Source organism: Pseudalkalibacillus decolorationis (genome assembly GCF_024609785.1).
GTDB classification, from domain to species: Bacteria; Bacillota; Bacilli; order Bacillales; family Fictibacillaceae; genus Pseudalkalibacillus; species Pseudalkalibacillus decolorationis.
In genome coordinates, this window is record NZ_JANHJQ010000020.1 from 26,466 (window position 1) to 49,781 (window position 23,316).

18 protein-coding genes, 1 pseudogene and 1 other annotated feature are annotated in these 23,316 nt (G+C 42.1%); all 19 genes and pseudogenes read left to right on the forward strand.

Translation table 11 applies throughout. The features are described 5' to 3' along the window. The first annotated feature begins 10 nt into the window (after positions 1 to 10). Positions 11 to 2,017 (forward strand): NAD-dependent DNA ligase LigA, encoded by a 2,007-nt coding sequence (gene ligA, locus NON16_RS17635; RefSeq protein ID WP_257350742.1) that lies wholly within the window; start codon positions 11 to 13, stop codon positions 2,015 to 2,017. Positions 2,018 to 2,036: 19 nt separating this feature from the next. After that, on the forward strand, positions 2,037 to 3,230 hold the full coding sequence (locus NON16_RS17640; protein ID WP_257350743.1) for a CamS family sex pheromone protein: 1,194 nt from the start codon (positions 2,037 to 2,039) through the stop codon (positions 3,228 to 3,230). A 394-nt stretch (positions 3,231 to 3,624) separates the two neighbouring features. Next, on the forward strand, positions 3,625 to 4,698 hold the full coding sequence (locus NON16_RS17645; protein ID WP_257350744.1) for an NAD(P)H-dependent flavin oxidoreductase: 1,074 nt from the start codon (positions 3,625 to 3,627) through the stop codon (positions 4,696 to 4,698). Between the two features lie 86 nt (positions 4,699 to 4,784). Then, entirely contained in the window at positions 4,785 to 5,375 is a 591-nt protein-coding gene (locus NON16_RS17650) for a TetR/AcrR family transcriptional regulator (protein WP_257350745.1), read from the forward strand. Between the two features lie 21 nt (positions 5,376 to 5,396). Continuing rightward, the gene (locus NON16_RS17655; RefSeq protein WP_257350746.1) at positions 5,397 to 5,858 is read left to right on the forward strand and encodes a DUF2269 domain-containing protein; all 462 of its coding nucleotides are present in this window, start codon (positions 5,397 to 5,399) and stop codon (positions 5,856 to 5,858) included. 223 nt (positions 5,859 to 6,081) lie between these two features. Next, positions 6,082 to 7,629 carry an L-glutamate gamma-semialdehyde dehydrogenase gene (gene pruA, locus NON16_RS17660; RefSeq protein ID WP_257350747.1) on the forward strand — a complete coding sequence of 516 codons (1,548 nt, stop codon included), beginning with the start codon at positions 6,082 to 6,084 and terminating at the stop codon, positions 7,627 to 7,629. 727 nt (positions 7,630 to 8,356) lie between these two features. Beyond that, positions 8,357 to 9,835, forward strand: coding sequence for a sodium/proline symporter PutP (putP, locus tag NON16_RS17665; protein ID WP_308216625.1), 1,479 nt, complete (start codon positions 8,357 to 8,359; stop codon positions 9,833 to 9,835). Positions 9,836 to 10,129: 294 nt separating this feature from the next. Further along, positions 10,130 to 10,420 (forward strand): Asp-tRNA(Asn)/Glu-tRNA(Gln) amidotransferase subunit GatC, encoded by a 291-nt coding sequence (gene gatC, locus NON16_RS17670; protein WP_257350748.1) that lies wholly within the window; start codon positions 10,130 to 10,132, stop codon positions 10,418 to 10,420. An 18-nt stretch (positions 10,421 to 10,438) separates the two neighbouring features. Continuing rightward, the gene (gene gatA, locus NON16_RS17675) at positions 10,439 to 11,896 is read left to right on the forward strand and encodes an Asp-tRNA(Asn)/Glu-tRNA(Gln) amidotransferase subunit GatA (protein ID WP_257350749.1); all 1,458 of its coding nucleotides are present in this window, start codon (positions 10,439 to 10,441) and stop codon (positions 11,894 to 11,896) included. A 15-nt stretch (positions 11,897 to 11,911) separates the two neighbouring features. After that, positions 11,912 to 13,345 (forward strand): Asp-tRNA(Asn)/Glu-tRNA(Gln) amidotransferase subunit GatB, encoded by a 1,434-nt coding sequence (gatB, locus tag NON16_RS17680; protein ID WP_257350750.1) that lies wholly within the window; start codon positions 11,912 to 11,914, stop codon positions 13,343 to 13,345. A gap of 253 nt (positions 13,346 to 13,598) precedes the next feature. Further along, positions 13,599 to 14,534, forward strand: coding sequence for a diacylglycerol kinase (locus tag NON16_RS17685; RefSeq protein WP_257350751.1), 936 nt, complete (start codon positions 13,599 to 13,601; stop codon positions 14,532 to 14,534). Between the two features lie 172 nt (positions 14,535 to 14,706). Beyond that, complete coding sequence (locus NON16_RS17690) at positions 14,707 to 15,270, forward strand: maltose acetyltransferase domain-containing protein (RefSeq protein WP_257350752.1); 564 nt, start codon at positions 14,707 to 14,709, stop codon at positions 15,268 to 15,270. A 144-nt stretch (positions 15,271 to 15,414) separates the two neighbouring features. Continuing rightward, positions 15,415 to 15,641 (forward strand) — a binding site (T-box leader). Between the two features lie 497 nt (positions 15,642 to 16,138). Then, positions 16,139 to 17,572, forward strand: coding sequence for a proline--tRNA ligase (gene proS, locus NON16_RS17695; protein ID WP_257350753.1), 1,434 nt, complete (start codon positions 16,139 to 16,141; stop codon positions 17,570 to 17,572). Positions 17,573 to 17,851: 279 nt separating this feature from the next. Next, entirely contained in the window at positions 17,852 to 18,526 is a 675-nt protein-coding gene (locus tag NON16_RS17700; RefSeq protein ID WP_257350754.1) for a response regulator transcription factor, read from the forward strand. Further along, positions 18,523 to 19,842: a sensor histidine kinase gene (locus tag NON16_RS17705; RefSeq protein ID WP_257350755.1), complete on the forward strand. Its 1,320-nt coding sequence runs from the start codon at positions 18,523 to 18,525 to the stop codon at positions 19,840 to 19,842. Before NON16_RS17700 ends, NON16_RS17705 begins: the two co-directional genes overlap by 4 nt. 73 nt (positions 19,843 to 19,915) lie before the next feature. After that, positions 19,916 to 20,425 (forward strand): DUF3995 domain-containing protein, encoded by a 510-nt coding sequence (locus NON16_RS17710; RefSeq protein ID WP_257350756.1) that lies wholly within the window; start codon positions 19,916 to 19,918, stop codon positions 20,423 to 20,425. A gap of 60 nt (positions 20,426 to 20,485) precedes the next feature. Further along, positions 20,486 to 21,154: a DUF3995 domain-containing protein gene (locus tag NON16_RS17715; protein ID WP_257350757.1), complete on the forward strand. Its 669-nt coding sequence runs from the start codon at positions 20,486 to 20,488 to the stop codon at positions 21,152 to 21,154. Between the two features lie 48 nt (positions 21,155 to 21,202). Continuing rightward, a pseudogene (locus NON16_RS17720) lies at positions 21,203 to 22,317 on the forward strand (hypothetical protein). Between the two features lie 147 nt (positions 22,318 to 22,464). Next, positions 22,465 to 22,875, forward strand: coding sequence for a DUF5367 domain-containing protein (locus NON16_RS17725; protein WP_257350759.1), 411 nt, complete (start codon positions 22,465 to 22,467; stop codon positions 22,873 to 22,875). The last annotated feature ends 441 nt before the right edge of the window (positions 22,876 to 23,316 follow it).

The following is a 23,316-nucleotide window of genomic DNA, read 5'->3' on the forward strand; positions in this document are numbered from 1 at the left end:
GTAAAGTTGAATGAGCGAGGCCCACGTAAAGACCCAAATTGAAGACTTAAAGACGTTATTAAACCAGTATAACTATGAATATCATGTGCTCGACAAACCGTCTGTTCCTGATGCGGAGTACGATCAAAAGCTTCATGAGCTCATTAAATTAGAACAGGAACATCCGGATTTAAGAACCGATGATTCTCCTACTCAGCGTATTGGTGGAGAACCTATTGAAGGCTTTGAAAAGGTTCAGCACCGAGCACCAATGCTTAGTCTCGGTAACGCATTCAATGAGCAGGACCTAAGAGATTTTGATCGTCGTGTCCGTCAGGGTGTCGGGGGTGACATTCATTACGTCTGTGAGTTGAAAATTGATGGTCTGGCGGTTTCCCTTTTATATGAGGAAGGTCGTTTTGTTCGTGGTGCAACCCGGGGGGACGGTACTACCGGAGAAGACATTACGAATAATTTAAAAACGATCCGTTCTATTCCTCTACAATTGAATCAAAACATAACCCTCGAGGTTCGCGGTGAAGCGTTTATGCCAAAAGCCTCGTTTGAAAAATTGAATCAAACACGTGAGCAAGAGGACCTCGAACCGTTTGCCAATCCTCGTAACGCAGCGGCAGGATCTCTTCGACAGTTAGACCCGAAAATTGCTGCCAAACGGAACCTTGATATTTTTGTTTATGGAGCGGGTTTGTATGAAGGCAAAAACATTGGTTCCCATAGTGAAAGCCTCAGCTATATGAGTGAACTCGGATTTAAAGCAAATCCCGAGTGGAGGCGATGTACCTCAATTGATGAGGTCATAGAGTACGTGAATGGATGGGTGGAAAGACGCTCAGACCTTAACTATGAAATAGACGGAATTGTTATCAAGGTCGATTCATTAGACCAGCAGGATGAGCTCGGAACGACGGTGAAAAGTCCACGTTGGGCAATTGCTTACAAGTTTCCAGCAGAAGAAGTGATTACTCAGCTTGAAGGAATCGAGTTGAGTGTGGGTCGAACGGGAGTGGTAACACCGACCGCTCATTTAAAAGCTGTTCAGGTAGCAGGTACAACGGTGAAACGTGCCTCCCTACATAATGAAGACTTGATTCGGGAAAAAGACATCAAGATCGGGGATTATGTTGTTATTAAAAAGGCCGGAGACATTATACCGGAAGTCGTCAATGTGATTGAAGATAGACGGACCGGGGACGAGCAGGATTTTAACATGCCTGAAAATTGTCCAGAGTGCGATAGTGAGCTTGTCCGGATTGAAGACGAAGTGGCGTTACGTTGTATTAATCCGAAATGCCCTGCGCAAATTCGTGAAGGATTGATTCACTTCGTATCGAGAAACGCTATGAATATTGATGGCCTTGGCGAAAAAGTAATTACGCAGCTTTTTAACGAAAATTTAATTCAAGATGTAGCGAATTTGTTCGAACTGCAAAGGGATGAACTGTTGAAGCTTGAACGAATGGGTGAAAAATCCACAGATAATCTGTTACATGCGATCGAAACCTCGAAAGTGAATTCGTTAGAGCGCCTTCTTTTTGGACTCGGCATTCGACATGTAGGTGCAAAGGCGGCGAAAACACTTGCTGAACACTTTGAAACGATGGAACGATTACAAAATGCAACACTAGAGGATTTAACTGCAATCCATGAAATCGGTGAAAAGATGGCGGATTCTGTCGTTCTTTATTTTGAAAAACCTGAAGTGGACCAATTAATAGAGCACCTTCGCCAAGTCGGTGTTAATATGGAGTACAAAGGGATCAAACGCAGTGAAGTGGAAGATGTTGATTCTCCTTTTAATGGTAAGACAATCGTTTTAACCGGTAAATTGCAGCAGTTATCTCGTAATGATGCAAAAGCCGAAATCGAACGGCTCGGTGGTAAAGTAACAGGGAGCGTTAGTAAGAGTACTAACCTATTAATCGCGGGTGAGGATGCGGGCTCCAAGCTTACAAAAGCTGAAAAGCTTGGAATCGAAATTTGGACCGAAGAAGACTTTATTACAGAGCTAAATAACTAAGGAGTGTGCGGTTAAGGGGATGTATAAAAAGCTATTAGCAATTGTTTGTTCATCGCTGATCCTATTGTCCGGATGCCTTCCATTCGACAATCTTAAAAAGGACGAGGTTGTGAAGGAAGACGATAATAAGAATGAAAAGGCAATTCCAATTCCAAACGTCGATTCTCAAGAGGATTACTATAAATCGTTGAAAAATTATGAGCCAGGAGCTGCTCGTGGTGAAATAAGCTACGGTGTCGATAACCGACTTGATATTGATGAACTGGAAACAGGTCTTATGCGGCTTTCAGAGGATACGTTTGCGATTAATGATTATTATTTTCAAGAAGGCCAGTACCTAACAGAGGATACGATTCGAAACTGGCTTAGTCGCTCGAGTGAAAAAGAGTCAAAGTCAAAATCTGCTTTTCTACAAAAAGGACTAAGTCCAGGGATCGATGAAGAAGCTTATAAGAAAGCAAGTGTGGATAAGAAGAAAGAAATGCTGAAAAACAATCCGAAGATGCTCTCCTACATTCTCGAGCAGAATTACTTAAAGGACAGCGGGGATGATAGTGTCAAGCTCGGCGGGGTCTCGATCGCTCTCTCTTTTAACTCTACGTTTTATTACAGTGTTACAGATGACAAGGGTCTAATCTATAGAGGCGAAGAAAAGCTTGATGCTAGTAAAGTGAAGCAATATGCTTATAAGACGGGGCAAGAGGTTGTGAATCGCTTGCGGCAGCACCCTGAACTGAAAAATGTCCCAATTGTCGTCGGATTGTTTATGGAAGAAGAACATGGTGCAGTTGTACCTGGAAACTATTTTGCGAAAACCGTTGTTAATGGCGGTGAAACTTCCGTTGAATGGGAAAAAGTCAAAGAAGACTATTACTTCTTCCCATCGGAACAAGCCGAGGAAGACCATCGAGAGGATTTCAGTGCTTTCACACAGTTCGAAGCTGAAATCAAAGAATACTTTCCAAATTACATCGGTGTCATTGGTAAAGCGTTATACCGTAATGATGAGATTGCAAAAATGACGATTGAAATACCGATGCAGTTTAAAGGGAAGTCAGAGGTTATCTCCTTCACTCAATACGTGAATTACCTTGTCAAACAATATTATCCAGATGAGTCCGTCGAAGTAAATATCAAATCCTCAACGGATAAAATTGAAAGCCTAATCGTCACAGACCCGACAAAAGACGATTCCATGGTGCACATCTACTGACAACAAGATATACAACATAGGAGGTGGCTCACTCAGTGGTGAGGCGCTTCCTTTTTTACACGTTAAGAAAGTATAAAAATACTTTCTATAGTATAAGCGCAACTAAAGCTCAGCCGGCGCCAAAGGCTTGGCTTTACCAAGTTTTCTTTACGTTTAGAACGTAAAAAATTTTGCCTTAAAAATGCAATGTCTAGCTCTGCACCCAAACACTTGGATCACTTCAGCCCCCTTCCGAAGGCGACAGCCTCCTCAGTGGCCTTCCAGTGACCTTCGGAGCTATCCAGGGTGCTTACGATTTTCTGAATTTTGGGGCTGAAACCTCCTGTTGGTAAAATACTATATTCATTTTGTATGATAGAGCTAACATAAGGTCTATAAGGAGAGGTGAAGTTAAATGTTATATGCCAATACCTTAACTAAGATGCTAGGAATTGAGTATCCGATCATTCAGGCAGGAATGGCTGGGGGAGTTACCACAGCGGCACTTGTTTCTGAGGTTAGTAACGCTGGTGGCCTTGGAATGATCGGTGCAGGTTACATGAAACCCGAGCAACTTCGAGAACTAATTCAGGAGACAAAGAAACGAACAGACAAGCCTTTCGCGGTTAATCTTTTCATTAATGAAGAAGAGCCGATATTAACAAATGAAGAGGTGAATGAAGCAAGAAGGATTCTGAAGCCAATTCAACAAGAACTTGATACCGCTGAAGAACTAGTTCTCGGGCATCTTCCAAAAATGGAGGAACAGATTGAAGTTCTTTTAAAGGAAAAGGTCGAAATAATGAGCTTTACTTTCGGAATACCAAACGAACAAACGATCCATAGATTGAAACATCAAGACGTTTTGTTGATCGGAACTGCGACAACGGTAGATGAGGCGATTTTAAACGACAAGGCTGGAATGGATGCAGTTGTTGTTCAAGGATTCGAAGCAGGAGGGCACCGTGGGACGTTTGAGCAATCATTTGATGAAGGGATGATTGGAACGATGGCTCTTGTTCCGCAAGTAGTTGATCACGTTCATATTCCAGTTATCGCTGCGGGCGGAATTATGGATGGCCGTGGAATTGTTGCCTCAATGGCACTCGGTGCTCGTGGCGTTCAAATGGGATCTGCGTTCTTAACGTGTCAGGAAAGCGGGGGAAATCCACTTCATAAAAAAGCGACTTTAGAGCGTAAAGAAACGGAGACGATCATAACCCGGAGCTTTTCAGGGAAACCGGCGAGGGGTTTTCAAAATCGTTTCACAGAAATGATGAAGGATCATGAGACGAATGTTCCAGAATATCCAGTGCAGAATTATCTAACAAATTCGATTCGCCAAAGAGCGAAGGAAGCTGGAAATGCGGAATTTATGTCGCTATGGTCTGGACAAGGAACACGACTCAGCGAAAACCTGACCGTAGCGAACTTTATGAAAAAGTTACTAACGGAAGTCAATGAAACAGCCTCGAATTTATTTCGTTAAAAAGTTCGAGGTTTATGTTTACAAACCGCCAGTCGGTATACTATAATATTGTAGAAAACCGACGGTCGGTCTGAAAGGAGAATAAGATGAATAAAAGTTATCAATTATTAGTCTCAACCACAGAAGACCTTATAAGCAAATTAGGGTGCCAACAAACAACATTAAAGGTCATCATGGAACAATCCGGTTTATCGAAGGGTGCTATTTATCATTACGTGGACAGTAAGGATGAATTATTTGGGTTAATTTTAAAATCAAAAATTATTAGCGTTAACGAGAAATTCCAGCATGCCATTGCAGAGAATGATAAGCCTGAATTGAAAAGTCCGTTAGAAGCAATTGCAAGCGGAACTAAGACTTTGCTTAATGAAAACAATGTGACGAATGCAATCTTCGCGTATTTACTGAGCAAGAGAGAAAACGCAGCTATTCAAGGAATCCTTAATGAACTGTACGAATATTCGCTTGAAACAGCTAGTAAATGGATACGATCGGGGCAGGACAGTGGTGTTATTACTAAACAGTTGAATGTTAACAAGACAGCAGCCATGTTTCTTACGGTATCTTACGGAATTCGGGTTCTCCATATGTTATCACCACAATCAACAGGCGAGTATTCAATTGATGACTTCTATGAGTTAATGTTCCAAACGTTGAAGGTAAATGAGGACAAATAAGTACTTTTAGGAGGTTGTTAGATGGACATCTATTTATTATTGCATCTAATTGGTGTTATTTTGTTTTTAGGGAACATTATTACTGCAGCGTTTTGGAAAGTGAATGCTGATCGATCCGGTGATATCGCCCATATTAGTAGGGTTAGTAAAGGGGTAATGGTCGCAGATTTTGTATTCACGTTACCGGGAATTCTTTTTATTCTTTTTTCCGGATTAATGATGGCACATACAGGTGGATATATGGACGGACAATGGAGCTGGCTGACCCTGTCAATTACCCTGTTTAGCGTGACAGGGATCATATGGTTAGCGATTCTCCTCCCAATCCAGAAAAAAATGATTTCAGAGTCTCAGCAATCCCTAAATCAAGGGAGTATAACAAACGGGTACAAGGAAGCATCTTTGTATTGGGCTGTATTTGGCATTGCAGCTACGTTATTACCGATTGTTATTTTATATTTGATGATAATGAAGCCAATGTGAACCAATTTACATGCATAAACGTTAATTGATAGTGAAAAATTAAGTGCAAATTATCGTAAAAAAGGGCATAAAATCAACCTTTACACAGCTGTTTTCTATTCAATATTCTGACTATTGCAGAATGATTGAAAGCGGTGAAATCTTCATGTAGAATGAGGGTGACTTGGAAATGCATGTATGCGTTTTCAACACTACTCTATTGGGAATTAGGAGGGTTCATCTTATGGTAGTACCATACAAACACGAGCCATTTACCGATTTTTCCGTTAAGGAAAATCGTGAAGCTTTTGAAGAAGCTTTGAAAAAAGTTGAGAAAGAATTAGGTAAAGACTATGACCTGATCATCAACGGTGAGTACGTTTCCACCGAAGATAAGATCGTTTCGATTAATCCAGCGAACAAAAAAGAGGTCATCGGTCGTGTTTCCAAAGCGAATCAAGAACTCGCTGAAAAGGCGATGCAAGCTGCGGATAAGGCTTTTGACACCTGGCGCAAGGTTGATCCAGTAGAACGTGCTAACATTTTATTCCGCGCTGCTGCAGAAATTCGCCGCCGTAAGCATGAATTCTCGGCTTTAATGGTAAAAGAAGCCGGTAAACCATGGAAGGAAGCAGATGCAGATACTGCTGAAGCAATTGACTTCCTTGAGTATTATGGTCGTCAAATGATTGAAATTAAAGAAGGTAAGGCTATTCAAAGCCGTTCTAATGAGCACAACCAATATAAATATATTCCACTTGGTGTAGGAATTACGATTTCACCTTGGAACTTCCCGTTTGCGATTATGGCAGGAACTACAGTTGCTCCAATCGTTTCAGGAAATACCGTTATTTTGAAGCCAGCTAGTTCAACACCTATCATCGCTGCATGGTTTGCAGATGTAATGCTTCAAGCTGGTGTACCTGCAGGCGTCATGAACTTTCTTCCAGGTAGTGGTGCAGAAGTTGGGGACTATCTTGTCGACCACCCACGCACTCGTTTCATCAGCTTCACAGGATCTCGTGACGTTGGTACACGTATCTGGGAACGTGCTGCAAAAATTCAAGATGGCCAGAAGTGGTTGAAGCGTGTCATTGTTGAAATGGGCGGGAAGGATACAGTCCTTGTAGACAAAGACGCTGACTTAGATGTGGCTGCTCAATCCATCGTATTCTCTGCTTACGGATTCGCTGGACAAAAATGTTCTGCTGGATCTCGTGCCGTTATCCATCAGGACGTTTACGATGAGGTTCTTGAAAAAGCAGTTAAGATTACGAAAGAGCTAAATGTTGGTGAACCGACTGACCACAATACGTACATGGGTCCTGTTATCGATGCAGGTGCTTATGAGAAAATCATGAAATATATCAAAATCGGTAAAGAAGAAGGACGCCTAGTTGCAGGTGGAGAAGGAGATGACTCCAAAGGTTTCTTCATCCAACCAACGATGTTTGCAGATCTTGATCCGCAAGCTCGTATCATGCAAGAAGAGATTTTTGGACCAGTTGTTGCGGTAAGTAAGGCTCGTGACTTTGATCACATGCTCGAAATTGCAAACAACACAGAATACGGTCTAACTGGTGCACTTCTTACAAAGAACCGCGATCACATTACACGTGCGAAAGAAGATTACCAAGTCGGTAACCTTTACTTCAACCGTGGATGTACAGGTGCAATTGTTGGATACCACCCATTCGGAGGATTCAACATGTCCGGAACTGACTCCAAAGCAGGCGGACCAGACTACCTTGTACAACACATGCAACCAAAAACAACTTCAGAAGAGTTATAAGAGATATCCAAACGGAACCCATCTTTCGCATATAGCGAGAGGTGGGTTTTTTAACACGGTCTATAGCCGTCTCAAGTTTCAACAACAAACGACTTTAAATAGGTTAAAACCGATTGGGCTTTTTTAAATTAAGGGAACATCTCATTCGGAAGGATCTCGTCGATGGTTGAACTAATGCTCGTAATGGTTAAATGTACCCGCAACAATCAATTCTCCTTAAAACTTGTCTTGGATCTACAAAAAAACACATGCCAAATGAGCTGAATTTTCTTCACACAGTTTTTTCAGCGAATTTGGATGAGAATAGTAATTAAAGGGGAAAATACAAAAAAATTTTCAGTTATTTGATGGCGATTGGAAAAATAAACCTTATATTAATGTTCATAAATTTTCATGAATAGATATTACAATATATAAAACATAAGACCTATATAGACTTAATAATCGAATAAATATACAGAGTACTTCAGGTAATATAATTATCATAATGTTCTAACTATTATTTTATGTTATTATGTTTAATGGTGTCAACAAGTGCGGATATGCGTAAATATTTGCCCGATTCGGGTAATGCATATTGGTTGTATATAAACAAGCAGGGGGTGTTTATGTGGAAGAGTACGCTTTATCAAGTGCAACATGGTTTTGGTTACTAGTCCCGATGCCATTAATTATCTTACTAACAATCATATCTTGGATTAAAGAGGGGAGAAAACAAACTTAAATTATGGATATTAATATACCTACATTAACTTCAATTATTATTTATCTAGTAGCTATGCTATTGATCGGTTACATTGCAGCAAAAATGACAAGTAACCTTTCTGATTACGTTCTAGGAGGAAGACGTCTAGGCGGTGGTGTGGCTGCATTAAGTGCAGGCGCTTCTGATATGAGTGGTTGGCTCTTGCTCGGTTTACCAGGTGCGATTTATGCAAGCGGGATGAATTCAATCTGGCTCGCGGTAGGACTTGCAACCGGAGCCTACTTAAACTGGCAATTTATAGCGAAACCACTAAGAGTTTATACAGAGAAATCAAATGATTCGATCACTGTTCCAGATTTCTTTGAAAATCGTTTCCGTGACAAATCAAAAGTTTTACGTGTCATTTCGGCACTCGTAATACTCGTGTTTTTCACATTCTATACGTCATCAGGTCTTGTTGGCGGAGCGATCTTGCTTGAGTCATCCTTTAACATGGATTATCAGCTAGCCTTATGGGTTGGTGCTGCCGTAATCGTTTCTTATACGTTCATGGGAGGATTTTTAGCAGCAAGTTGGACAGACTTCGTACAAGGCATTTTAATGTTCTGTGCTCTGATCATTGTTCCAGTTCGTTCAATTATGGTACTTGGTGGTTGGGACGGAACATTACAAAAGGTCGGTAATATTGATATCAGTTACTTAGATGCTTTGACAGGAACTACCATACTGGGAATTGTTTCCTTGCTGGCTTGGGGTCTTGGTTATTTCGGCCAACCTCATATCGTCGTCCGCTTTATGGGAATTAAATCAACAAGAGAGATTCCTAAGGCGCGATTTATCGGAATGACATGGATGATTGTTTCTTTATTCGGTGCAATTTTCATCGGGTTTTCAGGTATCGCGTATTTCGCGGATGCTCCATTAGGCAACCCGGAAACAGTATTCATTCAGTTTTCACAAGTACTATTTGATCCATGGGTAGCTGGATTCCTACTTGCAGCTATTTTGTCAGCTATCATGAGTACGGTGGACTCACAATTACTAGTATCATCCAGTGCACTTGCACAGGACTTCTATAGCCAAATCTTAAGAAAAGATGCAGGACCGAAAGAAGAAATGCTTGTAGGACGTTTTGCAGTATTAGGTATTTCAATTATTGCAATCTTTCTTGGTTACAATCCGGACAGTAAAGTTCTTGAGCTTGTTAGTTACGCTTGGGCTGGGTTCGGTGCCGCATTTGGTCCAGTCACCATTCTGGCTTTATTCTGGAAGCGTATGACTCGAAACGGCGCATTAGCTGGTATTATCGTCGGGGCAGCTACGGTTGTTCTGTGGAAGGTTCTTACAACTGTGGGGATAATTCCATTTAGTCTATATGAAATACTTCCTGGGTTTGTCTTCGCGTTTATTGCAGTTATCGTCGTTAGTTTGATGAGCAAGGAACCATCAAAAGAAATTCAGGATGAGTTTGATGCAGTAGCGCAGGAAATCAGAGCTTAAACATAAAATTCAAAAGACTGACTTGAAGGTTTATCCTTTGGGCCAGTCTTTTTCTCACGTTAAGAAAGTATAAAAATACTTTCTATAGTATAAGCGCAACTAAGGCGATCGCCAGCGCTAAGGCTTGGCGGCCAAGTTTTCTTTATCGTTTTAGTTTTTAGGCGTAAAAACTAACTTGCAGCTGACTCATTTTATCCAATCATCTATCTAAGTCGCCTGAATGTTGATTCTACCGGGTTCTTTTTGGTATCATCAGTATATTGCTATACGTACGATTTTATGGAGGTGGAACGCGTGTCCCGAATTGAAAAGGAAGAAGTGAAACACGTTGCTAAGCTTGCTCGTCTTGCCGTAACGGAGGAAGAGGCGGAAATGTTTACGAAGCAACTTGACGATATTATTGGATATGCAGAGCAATTAAATGAATTGAATACAGACGATGTCGAACCGACTACTCACGTTCTTGATTTGAAAAATGTCTTGCGAGAAGACAACGTGAAGGACTGGTTCACACGTGACGAAGCGCTTAAGAACGCACCAGATCAACAAAACGGACTTATCAAGGTTCCGGCTGTTTTAGAGTAGGGAGGGAGAAGGAATACGATGTCGTTATTTGATAAAAAGATCTCAGAAGTACATGAGCTTTTACATAAAAAAGAGCTGAAGGTCAGTGAACTTGTTGATGCATCATTCACAAGAATTCATGAAGTTGATGACAAGGTGAAGGCATTTTTAACATTGAATGAAGAGGCTGCCACAAAACAAGCCAAGCTTCTCGATGATAAAATGGGTACGGATGAAGCACGCGGACTGCTTTTCGGGCTTCCGATTGGCGTAAAAGACAACATCTCAACGAAAAACCTGCGCACGACTTGCGGAAGCCAACTACTCGCAAACTTTGACCCAGTTTATGATGCAACAGTCGTTGAAAAGCTAAATGAAGCAGAAACGATAACAGTTGGGAAATTGAACATGGACGAGTTTGCGATGGGATCATCAAATGAAAACTCTGGATTTTTCCAAACACGTAACCCGTGGAACACCGAGTACGTACCAGGTGGCTCAAGCGGTGGATCAGCAGCATCTGTCGCAGCAGGGGAAGTCTTTTTCTCATTAGGATCAGATACAGGTGGATCGATTCGTCAACCAGCGGCATTCTGTGGTGTAGTTGGATTAAAGCCTACATATGGACGTGTATCCCGTTTCGGACTCGTCGCATTTGCTTCGTCACTTGATCAAATTGGGCCGATTACCAATACGGTAGAAGATAACGCATTTCTACTACAATCCATTGCTGGGTATGACAAAATGGACTCGACGTCAGCGGATGTTACGAAGAACGACTACACTGCAGCACTTACGGGCGATGTGAAGGGCCTTAAGATTGCTGTGCCAAAGGAATATATTGGCGAGGGTGTCGATGAAGACGTTAAGAACAGAGTGATGGAAGCGCTCAAGGTGTTAGAAGGAATGGGTGCAGAATGGGAAGAAGTATCCTTACCACACTCTAAATACGGTGTGGCAACCTACTACTTGCTGGCGTCATCTGAAGCCTCCTCGAACCTTGCCCGTTTTGACGGTGTTCGATATGGGGTACGCTCTGAAAACCCAGCTAACTTGACTGAGCTATACAACAAAACACGTAGCGAAGGCTTTGGTGAAGAAGTGAAACGCCGGATTATGCTCGGAACATTCGCATTAAGCTCAGGGTTTTACGATGCTTATTATAAAAAAGCCCAACGTGTACGAACATTGATTAAAAACGACTTTGACAAGGTGTTTGAAAAATATGATGTCATTCTTGGGCCAACGACACCGACACCTGCTTTTAAAATTGGTGCCAAGGTGGATGACCCGCTGACCATGTATGCGAACGATATTTTAACAATACCAGTCAATTTAGCAGGTGTACCAGCGATTTCTATTCCGTGTGGCCTTTCGAATGGACTACCTGTTGGATTGCAAATTATCGGTAAAGCATTTGATGAAAGTACGATTTATCGCGTAGCTCATGCCTACGAGCAAGCAACTGACCATCATCAAAACAAACCAGGATTGTAAGGGGGGAGACAGACTATGCATTTTGAAACGATTATAGGACTTGAGGTCCACGCAGAATTGAAAACGAACTCAAAGATTTTTTGTAGCTGTTCAACCGATTTCGGTGCACCACCAAACACACACGTTTGTCCGATCTGTCTCGGCCATCCTGGTGTTTTGCCGGTTGTGAACAAGCAAGCTGTTGACTTTGCGATGCGCGCTGCAATGGCACTAAATTGTGAAATCACTCGCGAAACGAAGTTTGATCGTAAGAATTATTTTTACCCGGACAACCCGAAAGCGTACCAAATTTCTCAGTTCGACAAGCCAATCGGTGAAAACGGCTGGATCGAAATCGAAGTCGAAGGCGAAAAAAAACGAATCGGAATTACCCGTCTTCATATGGAAGAGGATGCAGGCAAATCGATGCACGCAGAGGATGGATCTCACTCATTGGTAGACTTGAATCGACAAGGAACACCGCTCGTTGAAATCGTTTCAGAGCCGGACTTGAGAACGCCTGAGGAAGCTTATGCATACCTTGAAAAGCTGAAAGCGATTTTACAATATACGGACGTTTCGGACTGTAAAATGGAGGAAGGTTCTTTGCGTTGTGACGCGAACATCTCACTACGTCCAGTCGGTCAGGAAAAATTCGGAACAAAGGCCGAACTGAAGAACCTGAACTCATTTGCGAATGTGCAAAAAGGACTTGCATTCGAAGAAGTTCGTCAGGAAAAAGAACTGCTGACGGGCGGGGAAATTTTACAAGAGACACGCCGATTCGATGAAACGTCGAAGAAGACGATCTTGATGCGTGTCAAGGAAGGATCGGACGACTATCGTTACTTCCCGGAGCCAGACCTTGTCGGACTTTCGATTGATGAGGCATGGATTGAGCGGGTGAAGTCAGAGATCCCAGAGCTTCCGGATGCTCGGAAGAAGCGTTACATGGATGAGCTTGGACTCCCTGCATACGATGCAATCGTACTCACGCAGTCGAAGAAAATGTCCGATTACTTTGAAGAAGTGCTCGCGAACGGTGCGGATGCGAAGGCTGCTTCGAACTGGATGATGGGCGAAGTATCTGCTTATTTGAATGCAGAATACAAAGAGATTGATGAAGTCGCTCTCACTCCAGAAGGGCTCGCGAAAATGATCGAGCTTATTGAGAAAGGTACGATTTCGTCTAAGATTGCGAAGAAGGTCTTTAAAGAGTTGATCGAAAAAGGCGGTGATCCAGAAGTCATCGTTAAGGAAAAAGGACTCGTGCAAATTTCCGATGAAGGTGAACTTCGTGGGATTGTCTCAGGGATCCTTGATGAAAACGAACAGTCAATTGTTGATTTTAAGAATGGTAAGGATCGCGCACTTGGATTCCTCGTCGGCCAGGTAATGAAGGCGACTAGAGGAAAAGCGAACCCACCTATGGTCAACAAACTTATCATAGAAGAAATGGAAAAAAGATAGATAGAAGATAGAAAAAGGCCCTTTAAGGGGGCTTTTTTCATGAGTAAGTATAAAAAATTGCTGCATAGATGTGATGTCTAGCTCATCAGAATGGATTTTTCAACTTTGCATTTTACAAAGAAGGTCACTATAATAAGATGGACTGGAATACAGTAGTAGTAATAGAAGTATGAGTTCAGAAAGCGATGTCTTTTTGAACATACTCTTTATGAATCTGATTTATGAATCTGAAATGTGAAAAACAGGTGATCCCATGAAACGAGCACGATTAATCTACAATCCGACATCAGGTCGTGAACAAGTCAAACGACAATTACCATATATTTTAGGAAAGCTGGAACAAGCCGGTTACGAAACATCGACGCATGCAACATGCCCTGATGAGGGTGACGCAACTAGGGCCGCTCGCTTAGCGGTGGAACGTGAATTTGACCTTGTCATTGCAGCAGGTGGGGATGGAACTATTTACGAAGTCATAAATGGAATGGCGGAGCAGCCGAGACGTCCAAAGTTTGGAATTATTCCAGCTGGCACTACGAACGATTTTGCTCGTGCACTTGGTGTTCCGCGTACAATTGAGAAAGCGGTCGAGGTCTTATGTGCAGGCATTGAAATCCCGGTCGATATCGGGCGTGTCAATGATAAGTACTTCGTCAACATTGCAGGCGGTGGAAAGCTAACAGAGCTTACCTATCAGGTCCCTAGCCAGATGAAAACGATGATTGGGCAACTTGCCTACTATTTGAAAGGGATGGAAATGCTTCCGTCCATTCGCCCGACAAACGTTAAGATCGAGTACGATGATAAAGTGTTCGAAGGCGAAATCATGCTGTTTTTAGTAGCAAATACGAACTCTATCGGTGGATTTGAAAAACTCGCACCCTTATCAGAGTTCAATGATGGATACTTTGACCTTGTGATTTTAAAGAAAGCAAACCTAGCTGAGTTTATCCGGATAGCAACCCTTGCACTTAAAGGAGATCACATCAGAGATTCACACATCATCTATGAGAAAGCACGCCATATCAAAATCCATACAGATGAAAAAATGCAGTTGAATCTTGATGGGGAATTCGGAGGGTTGTTACCTGGAGAGTTCTTGAACTTACGGCACCACTTCCAAATGCTTGTACCGAGAGAACGATTTGAAAACATACCTCAATTGGAAGAGCATGACGAACTTGATTGAGATTTAAAAGTTGTAAGAGATTAATTAATTTAAAGTTATCAATTTAAACTGACCCAAGCGTTCTGCGGCCCCATATTTTTTGGGGAAAGGAACGGAAGGGGTCAGTTTTTTTAAAAAGATCAGAAGGTATAGTCCAGTTGTAATTTATCAAAAACTAAAGGAGTGAAGCCTAATGTCACAACGATCCGAAAAGGAAAAAATGCTGAACGGGGAATTGTACGTTGCTTGGGATGAGGAATTGACGAAAGACCGCGAGCTTGCGAGACAATTGACGCGGTTGTTCAATGAGACAATTGAGACTGAGTACGGGCGTCGAACGGAACTTTTAAAAGAGTTACTTGGCTCCACAGGCACTGTAGTTAATATTGAGCCTAGTTTCAAGTGTGATTATGGGTTTAACATCCATGTCGGTGAAAACTTTTATGCGAACTTTGACTGTGTCATTTTGGATGTGTGCGAGGTGCGATTCGGGGATAATTGCATGCTTGGGCCTGGTGTCCATATTTACACCGCGACACATCCCTTGAATGCGGTCGAACGAAATACTGGAAGAGAATACGGAAAACCAGTCGTGATTGGCAACAATGTTTGGATTGGTGGAAAAGCTGTCATCACCCCTGGAGTTAGGATAGGAGACGATGTAGTAATTGCATCAGGTGCAGTTGTTACAAAGGATGTCCCTGCTAATGTCGTAGTCGGCGGAAACCCAGCGAAAATTATCAAGCAACTAACATAACGGCATACGAATTTTAAAACATATCGAACAATCGCGAAATCTAATGAGCAGGTGAACTTATGGATTTTTCTAATTGAGGCTATAATGTTTGTATAAGTGTCTTGACAAAAATTGTGAATATCAAGTATAGTACTTAAAAAATACATACATTCGTTGAAGAGGATTAGTAAAGTACGCGTGTCTTTTAAAGAGAGGGAGCCATTGGTGCGAGGCTTCTAAAGAACAGCATTTGAACCTGCCTCTGAGTTCTGAATCAGATCATCCATTATAAATGTGAAGATTCAGCGGTGATACCGTTATCTAGATGAGAGTACAAAGCACCATTTGGCTTTGTAAATTAGGGTGGTACCGCCAAGACCTTGGTCCCTTACGTGGGATTAGGGTCTTTTTGCTGTTCGATTATAACGTTAGATAGGCTTAAATCTAAACGGATAAGAGATTGGGGGATTCATTGCTGCTTTGGATAGACTTTCATTTCGCCACGGTAGTGCAATCAAAATATAAGTTCGGCATGGGTTTAAAGTTACAAGATGAAGATTTACAGACGTAAATCTCCCTTTTTACAAAAAATCTATCGGCTTTTAGTTGTGTAGTCGGGTGTAGTCATAAAAAGTTCAATAAATGCTCTAGTCAAAACGGATTTCCGTCCGTTTTGTTCACCTAAATGAATTTTATCAGCCGAACTTTGATTTATTCATCCGAGTTTCTCGGTTTTCGGCCAAACTCAGGTTTATTCAGCTAAGTTTTCCGCATTTCAGCCAAACTGAGATTTATTCAGCCGAGGTTCCCGGTTTTCAGCCAAACTTGAAGTTTATTCAGCCAAACCACGACTCAATAGCTCTATAATAAAAACAAGAGGTGACTAACAATGTCAAAAAAGGAGTTTGTTAAAGATGTAACTGCAATGGAGGATGATTTTGCCCAATGGTACACGGACGTGGTCAAAAAAGCAGACCTCATCGACTATTCGAGTGTTCGAGGTTCAATGATCATTCGCCCATATGGCTACGCATTATGGGAAAATATCAAGAGTGCTCTCGACCGCAGCATCAAAGAAACTGGGCACGAAAACATTTATATGCCGCTGTTCATACCGGAAAGTCTGCTTCAAAAAGAAAAGGATCACGTCGAAGGGTTCGCGCCTGAGGTAGCCTGGGTTACCCATGGCGGTGACGAACAACTGCAGGAACGCCTTTGCGTGCGCCCGACTTCCGAAGTTCTTTTTTGCGAGCATTATAAGAATATCATCCACTCATATCGAGACCTACCGAAGCTTTATAACCAGTGGTCAAATGTCGTACGGTGGGAAAAAACGACCCGTCCGTTCCTGCGTACACTTGAGTTCCTTTGGCAGGAAGGTCATACGTGCCATGCTACGAGTGAAGACGCGCATGAAGAAACGACGAAAATGATTAACGTATACGCGAATCTGTGTGAAGACCTTCTCGCGATCCCAGTCATTAAAGGTCAGAAGACGGAAAAAGAAAAATTTGCTGGCGCGAATTTTACGTATACGATTGAAAGCTTGATGCACGATGGAAAGGCACTTCAATCAGGTACTTCCCACCATCTTGGTGACGGATTCGCTCGCTCATTCGGGATTCAATACAGCGATAAAGATGGTGAGCTTCAGTACGTTCACCAAACGTCGTGGGGTTTCACAACACGAATCATTGGCGCGATGATTATGGTCCATGGAGACAACCGAGGACTCGTCATTCCGCCAAGAGTGGCACCAACTCAATTGATGATCGTCCCGATCGCACAGCATAAAGAAGGAGTTCTGGATTTTGCTTATGACTTAAAAGAAAAACTTACGAGCACGGTGCGTGTCGATATTGATGCAAGTGATAAAAAGCCTGGCTGGAAGTTCAACGAGTATGAAATGAAAGGGATACCACTCCGACTTGAAGTCGGTCCAAAGGATATTGAAAAAGGTCAAGTCGTTCTTGCACGAAGAGATACAGGTGAAAAGCTCTTCATCCCGCTTGATGAGCTCGAAGCAAAAATTAGCGAGCTGCTCGAGGAAATCCAAGCTAACCTTTATAACAAGGCGAAACAACTCCGCGAAGATAAAACGTCAATCGCCATCACAATGGAGGAATTCACAGACACGCTCACAAACAAGCCAGGCTTCATCAAAGCAATGTGGTGCGGTAAGAACGAATGTGAGGAAAAGATCAAGGAAGAAACGAGTGCAACGTCACGATGTATGCCATTTGAACAAGAAGGACTGTCCGACAAATGTGTATACTGCGGTGAAAAGGCCCGGCACATGGTTTACTGGGGAAAAGCGTATTAAAGTTACAACTTAAAAGGGAGCTGTGTCCTAACTTGGGAGCGGCTTCTTTTTTTTAGTGAAAGAACGTTTCTAGTTCCAGCGCCCGGGTGCTCGAGGTCGTTTCAATTTGTGGTAACACGCTTCCTGAGTGCCCTTCAAGTGACCTTCGTGGCTAACCATGGTACTTCCGCTTTTTTTATAGCAAATGGAAAGCTTTTCAAAAAATAATAAGTCACAGTTAATGGGGCTCATGGTAAAATACGGTTATATCTTACATATTCATAGGGGTGAATGATGGGAATGGACCTAACTATTTTACATATTGAAGATGATCCAGAAATCGGTTCATGGGTGAGCGAGTTTATGACGGAACGGGGGTATAAGGTCATTTGGATCAATTCTGGACATAACGCACTCGAACATATGGAGGGGGCGGACATTGTCATTTTAGACATCATGCTCCCGGGTTTAGACGGTTATACAATCGGTCAAAGACTTAAGCAAAAGTACCCTGAAAAGCCAATCATGATGCTGACGGCAAGAACGTCAATTGAAGATAAGCTTCAGGGACTTTCGTTTGCAGATGACTATATGACGAAGCCGTATCACCCTGATGAGCTCGAAGCCAGGATTCAAGTTCTATTGAGGCGATCAGGCGCTGTTTCACCAGAGCTTTTACAGCTAGGGCATTTGAGTATAGACCGGAAAGCGAACCGTATACTGAATTCAAAAACGAATACGGAAGTTACCCTGACCGGTAAGCAGTTCCATATCTTTATGTATCTCTTGGATCACCCGAATCAAATTTTGACCCAAACACAAATCTATGAAGCAGTATGGGAGGATCCCTACATTAAAGGAGACAAAACGCTTATGGTACACATCCGACATTTGCGTGAAAAAATCGAGCTTGATGCCAGTAGTCCACAAATTATCGAGACGGTTCGCGGAATTGGATACAGGTTGAAGGAATGAATATTCGAAGGTCTCTTGTCACCAAGTATTTGTTGATTGTGGTAGCATCTTTGTTGATGTGGCCTATTTTACCAGCAATCTATTATTTACCTGACCTTGTGTTTAAACAAGATTCATTACATGAGACACAGGATTTAGAAGAAATGTGGAAGGACGCTGCTGAACAACTAAATGGAGCTGACGAGAGCACAATTAATGGACAGCTCGGTACTATACAAGACCGTTATCCAGAAGCACAACTCTTTTGGGTCGACGAAGCTGGAGAAACCCATTTTATCGAAAAGAAGCTTGAGGATGTACCCGATCAATGGACTCACCTCAGCCTAGTCAACTATATGGAAAATAAAAAGGAACATGGTATATACACGTTGACAGCTCCGATTGGGATAGATGGCATACAAGGATTTATCGTTTTTCAGCTACCGATATCCAATACATCGCTAGCGATTGAGCCTTATAGTCAATCTCTTATAATCATTATTGTCGTTGTTGGAGTGTCGTTGGTGGTGGTTTCTTTGTTGTTCTTTTTAAGTATTCGTAAAAGACTTATTCAGCTTCAAACCGCGATGTCTGAAACTGGGGCAAATGGTATTCCTGACGAGGTTGACATTAATAACAGCGATGAAATCGGACAACTGGAAAAGGCCTTTAACAGGATGGTTACTCAATTGAGAGACAGTAAAGAAAGGGAGCAGGAGGAAGAGCGCCTTCGAAAACAATTGATCGCCAATATATCCCACGATTTACGTACACCATTAACCGTCATTCAGCAGCATGCTTATACGGTTCAGAGTAACCCTTCATCACCAAGAGCAGCATCATCAATGCAAATCATCATCAATAAACTCAATAATGTCGGAAAATTACTCGAAAACCTACTTACCTATACATTACTTTCAGCTGGAAAGTACCCGTTTGAGACGAAAACCGTCGATGTTATTGAGGAATTACGTAATGCTGTAGCCGAATGGTACCCTGTTTTTGAAAAGGAAGGCTTTCATGTGGAAGTAGAATTGCGGGATCAAACGTTAAACTGGAAGGTCGATCCGTTATGGCTACGTTGTATATTCGAAAACCTATTTCAAAACGTGATCAGACATGCCAAATCTGGTCAATATGTAGGCATTGAAACCGCTGAACGAGATGGAATGCTGTACCTTTTAATAAAAGATAAAGGACGAGGGATGGAGTACAGTTCAGAAGCGAAAGGGGCAGGCATCGGACTGTCAATCGTATCTCTCATGACGAAAGAAATGGACATAGAATGGGACGTATCCAGTTCTTCAAACGGGACACTCCATTATTTAAGCCAATAATTAAACTAGATTTAAACTTCAGGTCACCTCGATTTTCCATTTGCTGAGTACAATGGTATCGAGGTGATTTATTATGGAAATTAAACGAATGAAATGGGCTGGATATACAGCCTGCGTAACAGCATTATTGTATGCCCTTCCGCACTTTTGGTGGGGTCTTGGAGTGCCGCTCGCTTTTCCAGGAGACTTCGATACAGCTCCAAATGACTTCTGGTCTCGTGCGATCGGTTTTTGGGGAATGGGAGGTCTCTCTGTTTTCGCAGCGATGTTTGCGCTTGCTTTTTCAAAGTCTTGGGGTAACCGAATTCCAAGATGGTTGTTGATTGTTCCCGCTTGGATCGGTTCCATCGGACTTTCAGTATGGGGCTTTAGCTATTTTGTCCTTCAATTTCAACTCGCGATCGGGCGTGTCGTCGCCGCTCCAGCATTTGTTGTCCAAGATTCAAGTCCAATGGCTGCATGGGGTTACGTTTGGTATGGACTCTTTCTTGTATGGGGCATTTCACTAGGTATTGCCGCACATCATGCAAGAAAGCTTCAGCAGCAAACTTATGTTACTTCAAGGGATAGTTTGAAAGTGTGATGATTTACTAGCGGCGGGATTGTGAAGTTTTGAGCATAATAAAACAGGAGGTATGTAAAAGTGAATGATCTTAACATTGAGGTAGCTACTACTAAGACAAAATTTAGTTCCTTTGAACGTTTTACAAAGACATCGGTATGGCCTGCATACGTAGGTTGTATCTGGGCGTTCGTGTATGCGGTTTTCGCTCGATTTTATCAAGCTGCAGGTGGACAAATTGGTCTGGCAGGCGAATTTAAAGATCCTTCAGGGTTTTACACTGCAAGTTACATCTCTGGGGTCATCATCATGATTTGTGGAACCATTTTGATTACGCTCGTCAAGCCATGGAGTAGGGTTGTTCCGGAATGGGTGCCGATAATGGGAGGTAGAAAGATCCACAGGCTAATTATACTAATCCCCACTCTTATCTGTACTGCTTTTTTAATTGCACACGGTGTCAGCGGTATGATTACAAAGGCCTTTTTATTGGCAGGGATCATTACAATCAAATTTCCTGGCTGGCATGTACTCGATGTTCAAAGTCTAGCTTTATGGGATCTTTTCATTTATGAGCCATGGTTTATCATAATGGGTATTTTGGCAGGATTAACAGCTGCTCATTATGCGCAATCCGCTAGTGTTTCCCATTCTACTTCCAGAAGAGGGACCATTCTATATATGATTTCCGTTTTACTACTGACTACGCTTTTTGTTCTCGCGATTATATTCGACTTCGGGAAAATATGATAAATCAGCTTCATTATTCTTAAACTTTTTTGAAGGAGTTGTACTGTCATGAATTTAGAGCATCTGGAAAATAAGCAAATCTCCAAAAAAACGTTTTCGTGGTTGTCTATATGGCCAAAGTGGGTTGGTTACGGGGCTGGTATCTGGTCGTTGATGTACATGCTACTCGGACTGTATTGGACGCTTGGGGGTAAAGGCTTTCCGATTGGCGAAGGGGATCCACATCCCGAGTACTCTAGCCTAGGCGGTTTACAGCAAGAAATGGGTGCACCGATCTTAGCCGGATTTGGACTATTCGGAGTAATTGTAGCCTATTTCATGATGCGGGGTTGGGGTAAGGGTGTGATCCGAAGCCTATTACAAGCTTTCGTTTGTATCTTAGTTATAGTTCTCTTATTTGGGGTCATTGACTACCGCGTGCTTGGTACTGCGGCATACGCGCTTGTCTTTCTTGTTGGTGTGCCATTTGACTTTCCGCAAGGAGCTAGCTTTTTCGAGGACCTCATGTATGGAACGATCGTGAACCAGTATTTCAGTTTGGTCGGGGTATTTTTATGGGTTACAACAGCATTAGTTTACCAACGTCGAGTTAAGCATGCATGTGGATATTGTGGGCGAAACGACAGTCCTTCTAGCTGGACTACCCAGGCTTCAGCGAAACGTTGGGGGAAATGGGTTACGTACACCGCCGTGATTGTTCCGATTTGTTACTCCATAACGAGATGGGCATTTGCTTTAGGTATCCCACTGGGAACCACGAAGGAATTACTTGATTCCTTTGAACGCGAAAACCCTGGATTTTGGTTACTTGGAGCATCTCTAGGTACTGTAGCAGTTGGAGGTGCAATTCTCACTCTTGGGCTTGTTCAGAAATGGGGAGAGGTTTTCCCTCGATGGATTCCGTTCGTTGCTGGTAAACAGGTGCCTCTGGCAGTCGCGATGGTCCCTGCTACTCTCGTTTCTATCATGGTGACATCCGCTGGAGTTATGTACATCCGAATATATTTGAGTGGAGGATTCGATCAGGCGATCAGGGTATGGAACATTGGGGACTATCTGCTCCTGAATTTATATGGCCACTCTGTGGTGCTGCGTTATTTGGTGCCACACTGGCGTATTACTATCGGAGACGTGGGGTTTGTAAACATTGTGGTCAGAGCTAGTTTATTTCTTAATAGACACAGGATTGTAACAAGGGATTATCGTACTATTGTGGAAACAGTATTTGGTAGTAATTGGAGGCGGGTGTAAGGGATAAAGTAGTTTACCATTTTATCAGAGGAACTCATATAAGCGAAGAGGTGATGGGAATGTTCTTTCTATTATGGGGATTTTTAATTTGGTTAGGCGCTTCAGCTATTTTTAGGTTTGCCGGACATTTTTTCTTTTTACCAGAAAACCAATTGATGATGCTAGCTTCCTACATTTTAGTAATCCCATTAATACTAGTTTTGACCTTACCAATCTACCGGTATAAAAGGATAGAAGGTCATGAACGGTTAAAGGTAGCTGTATTGATAGCCTTGCCAGGCATGCTGATCGATGCAATTGTGTTGATTTACTTCTTAGACCTCTTCGTCAATCTGGATCCTGAAACAGACCGATATTTCGGCTCCTGGCTGCTCTGGACCTATTCACTAATCATATTCACAGGCCTTTTTCAAGAAAGAAACACATATAAAAACATTTTAGTAATCTTAAAGCAGGGGAAAAACAAATGAATCGAATAAAGAATTGGATTTTAGATCTTTATACAGTGTCAATATCGGAATTAAAGTATTTAACCCAAATAAAAAAGGAAACAGAGTCCAAAAAGGAAAAGTACAGAATCAATCAATTGATGTATTTTAATGTAATGGTGATGTTAATATTTTCTGTGCTATTACTATTATCTGTTTCATATATTTTACTTTCATTTATTAGTTTGGTACTCATTAGCTGTATGTATTATAACTGTGCCAATGATGATGCTTGTAAAAGCAATGCAAAGTAAACGTTACTTTAATCTTCGAGACGCGTATATTAAAAAAGATCCAAGCTTACTGAAGTACAAATAAGTTAAGGGGATTTTATGAATTATATTTGGGGAGAAAACACCTTATTATTTTTGTTGTGGTTTTTCACATTACAGGCCACATATGGTTTCCTGATTTTACTCACCG

Coding starts and splice junctions, on each gene's coding strand:
- ligA (WP_257350742.1), top strand. CDS start 11: ATGAGCGAGGCCCACGTAAAGACCCAAATTGAAGACTTAAAGACGTTA.
- NON16_RS17640 (WP_257350743.1), top strand. CDS start 2,037: ATGTATAAAAAGCTATTAGCAATTGTTTGTTCATCGCTGATCCTATTG.
- NON16_RS17645 (WP_257350744.1), top strand. CDS start 3,625: ATGTTATATGCCAATACCTTAACTAAGATGCTAGGAATTGAGTATCCG.
- NON16_RS17650 (WP_257350745.1), top strand. CDS start 4,785: ATGAATAAAAGTTATCAATTATTAGTCTCAACCACAGAAGACCTTATA.
- NON16_RS17655 (WP_257350746.1), top strand. CDS start 5,397: ATGGACATCTATTTATTATTGCATCTAATTGGTGTTATTTTGTTTTTA.
- pruA (WP_257350747.1), top strand. CDS start 6,082: ATGGTAGTACCATACAAACACGAGCCATTTACCGATTTTTCCGTTAAG.
- putP (WP_308216625.1), top strand. CDS start 8,357: ATGGATATTAATATACCTACATTAACTTCAATTATTATTTATCTAGTA.
- gatA (WP_257350749.1), top strand. CDS start 10,439: ATGTCGTTATTTGATAAAAAGATCTCAGAAGTACATGAGCTTTTACAT.
- gatB (WP_257350750.1), top strand. CDS start 11,912: ATGCATTTTGAAACGATTATAGGACTTGAGGTCCACGCAGAATTGAAA.
- NON16_RS17685 (WP_257350751.1), top strand. CDS start 13,599: ATGAAACGAGCACGATTAATCTACAATCCGACATCAGGTCGTGAACAA.
- NON16_RS17690 (WP_257350752.1), top strand. CDS start 14,707: ATGTCACAACGATCCGAAAAGGAAAAAATGCTGAACGGGGAATTGTAC.
- proS (WP_257350753.1), top strand. CDS start 16,139: ATGTCAAAAAAGGAGTTTGTTAAAGATGTAACTGCAATGGAGGATGAT.
- NON16_RS17700 (WP_257350754.1), top strand. CDS start 17,852: ATGGACCTAACTATTTTACATATTGAAGATGATCCAGAAATCGGTTCA.
- NON16_RS17705 (WP_257350755.1), top strand. CDS start 18,523: ATGAATATTCGAAGGTCTCTTGTCACCAAGTATTTGTTGATTGTGGTA.
- NON16_RS17710 (WP_257350756.1), top strand. CDS start 19,916: ATGGAAATTAAACGAATGAAATGGGCTGGATATACAGCCTGCGTAACA.
- NON16_RS17725 (WP_257350759.1), top strand. CDS start 22,465: ATGTTCTTTCTATTATGGGGATTTTTAATTTGGTTAGGCGCTTCAGCT.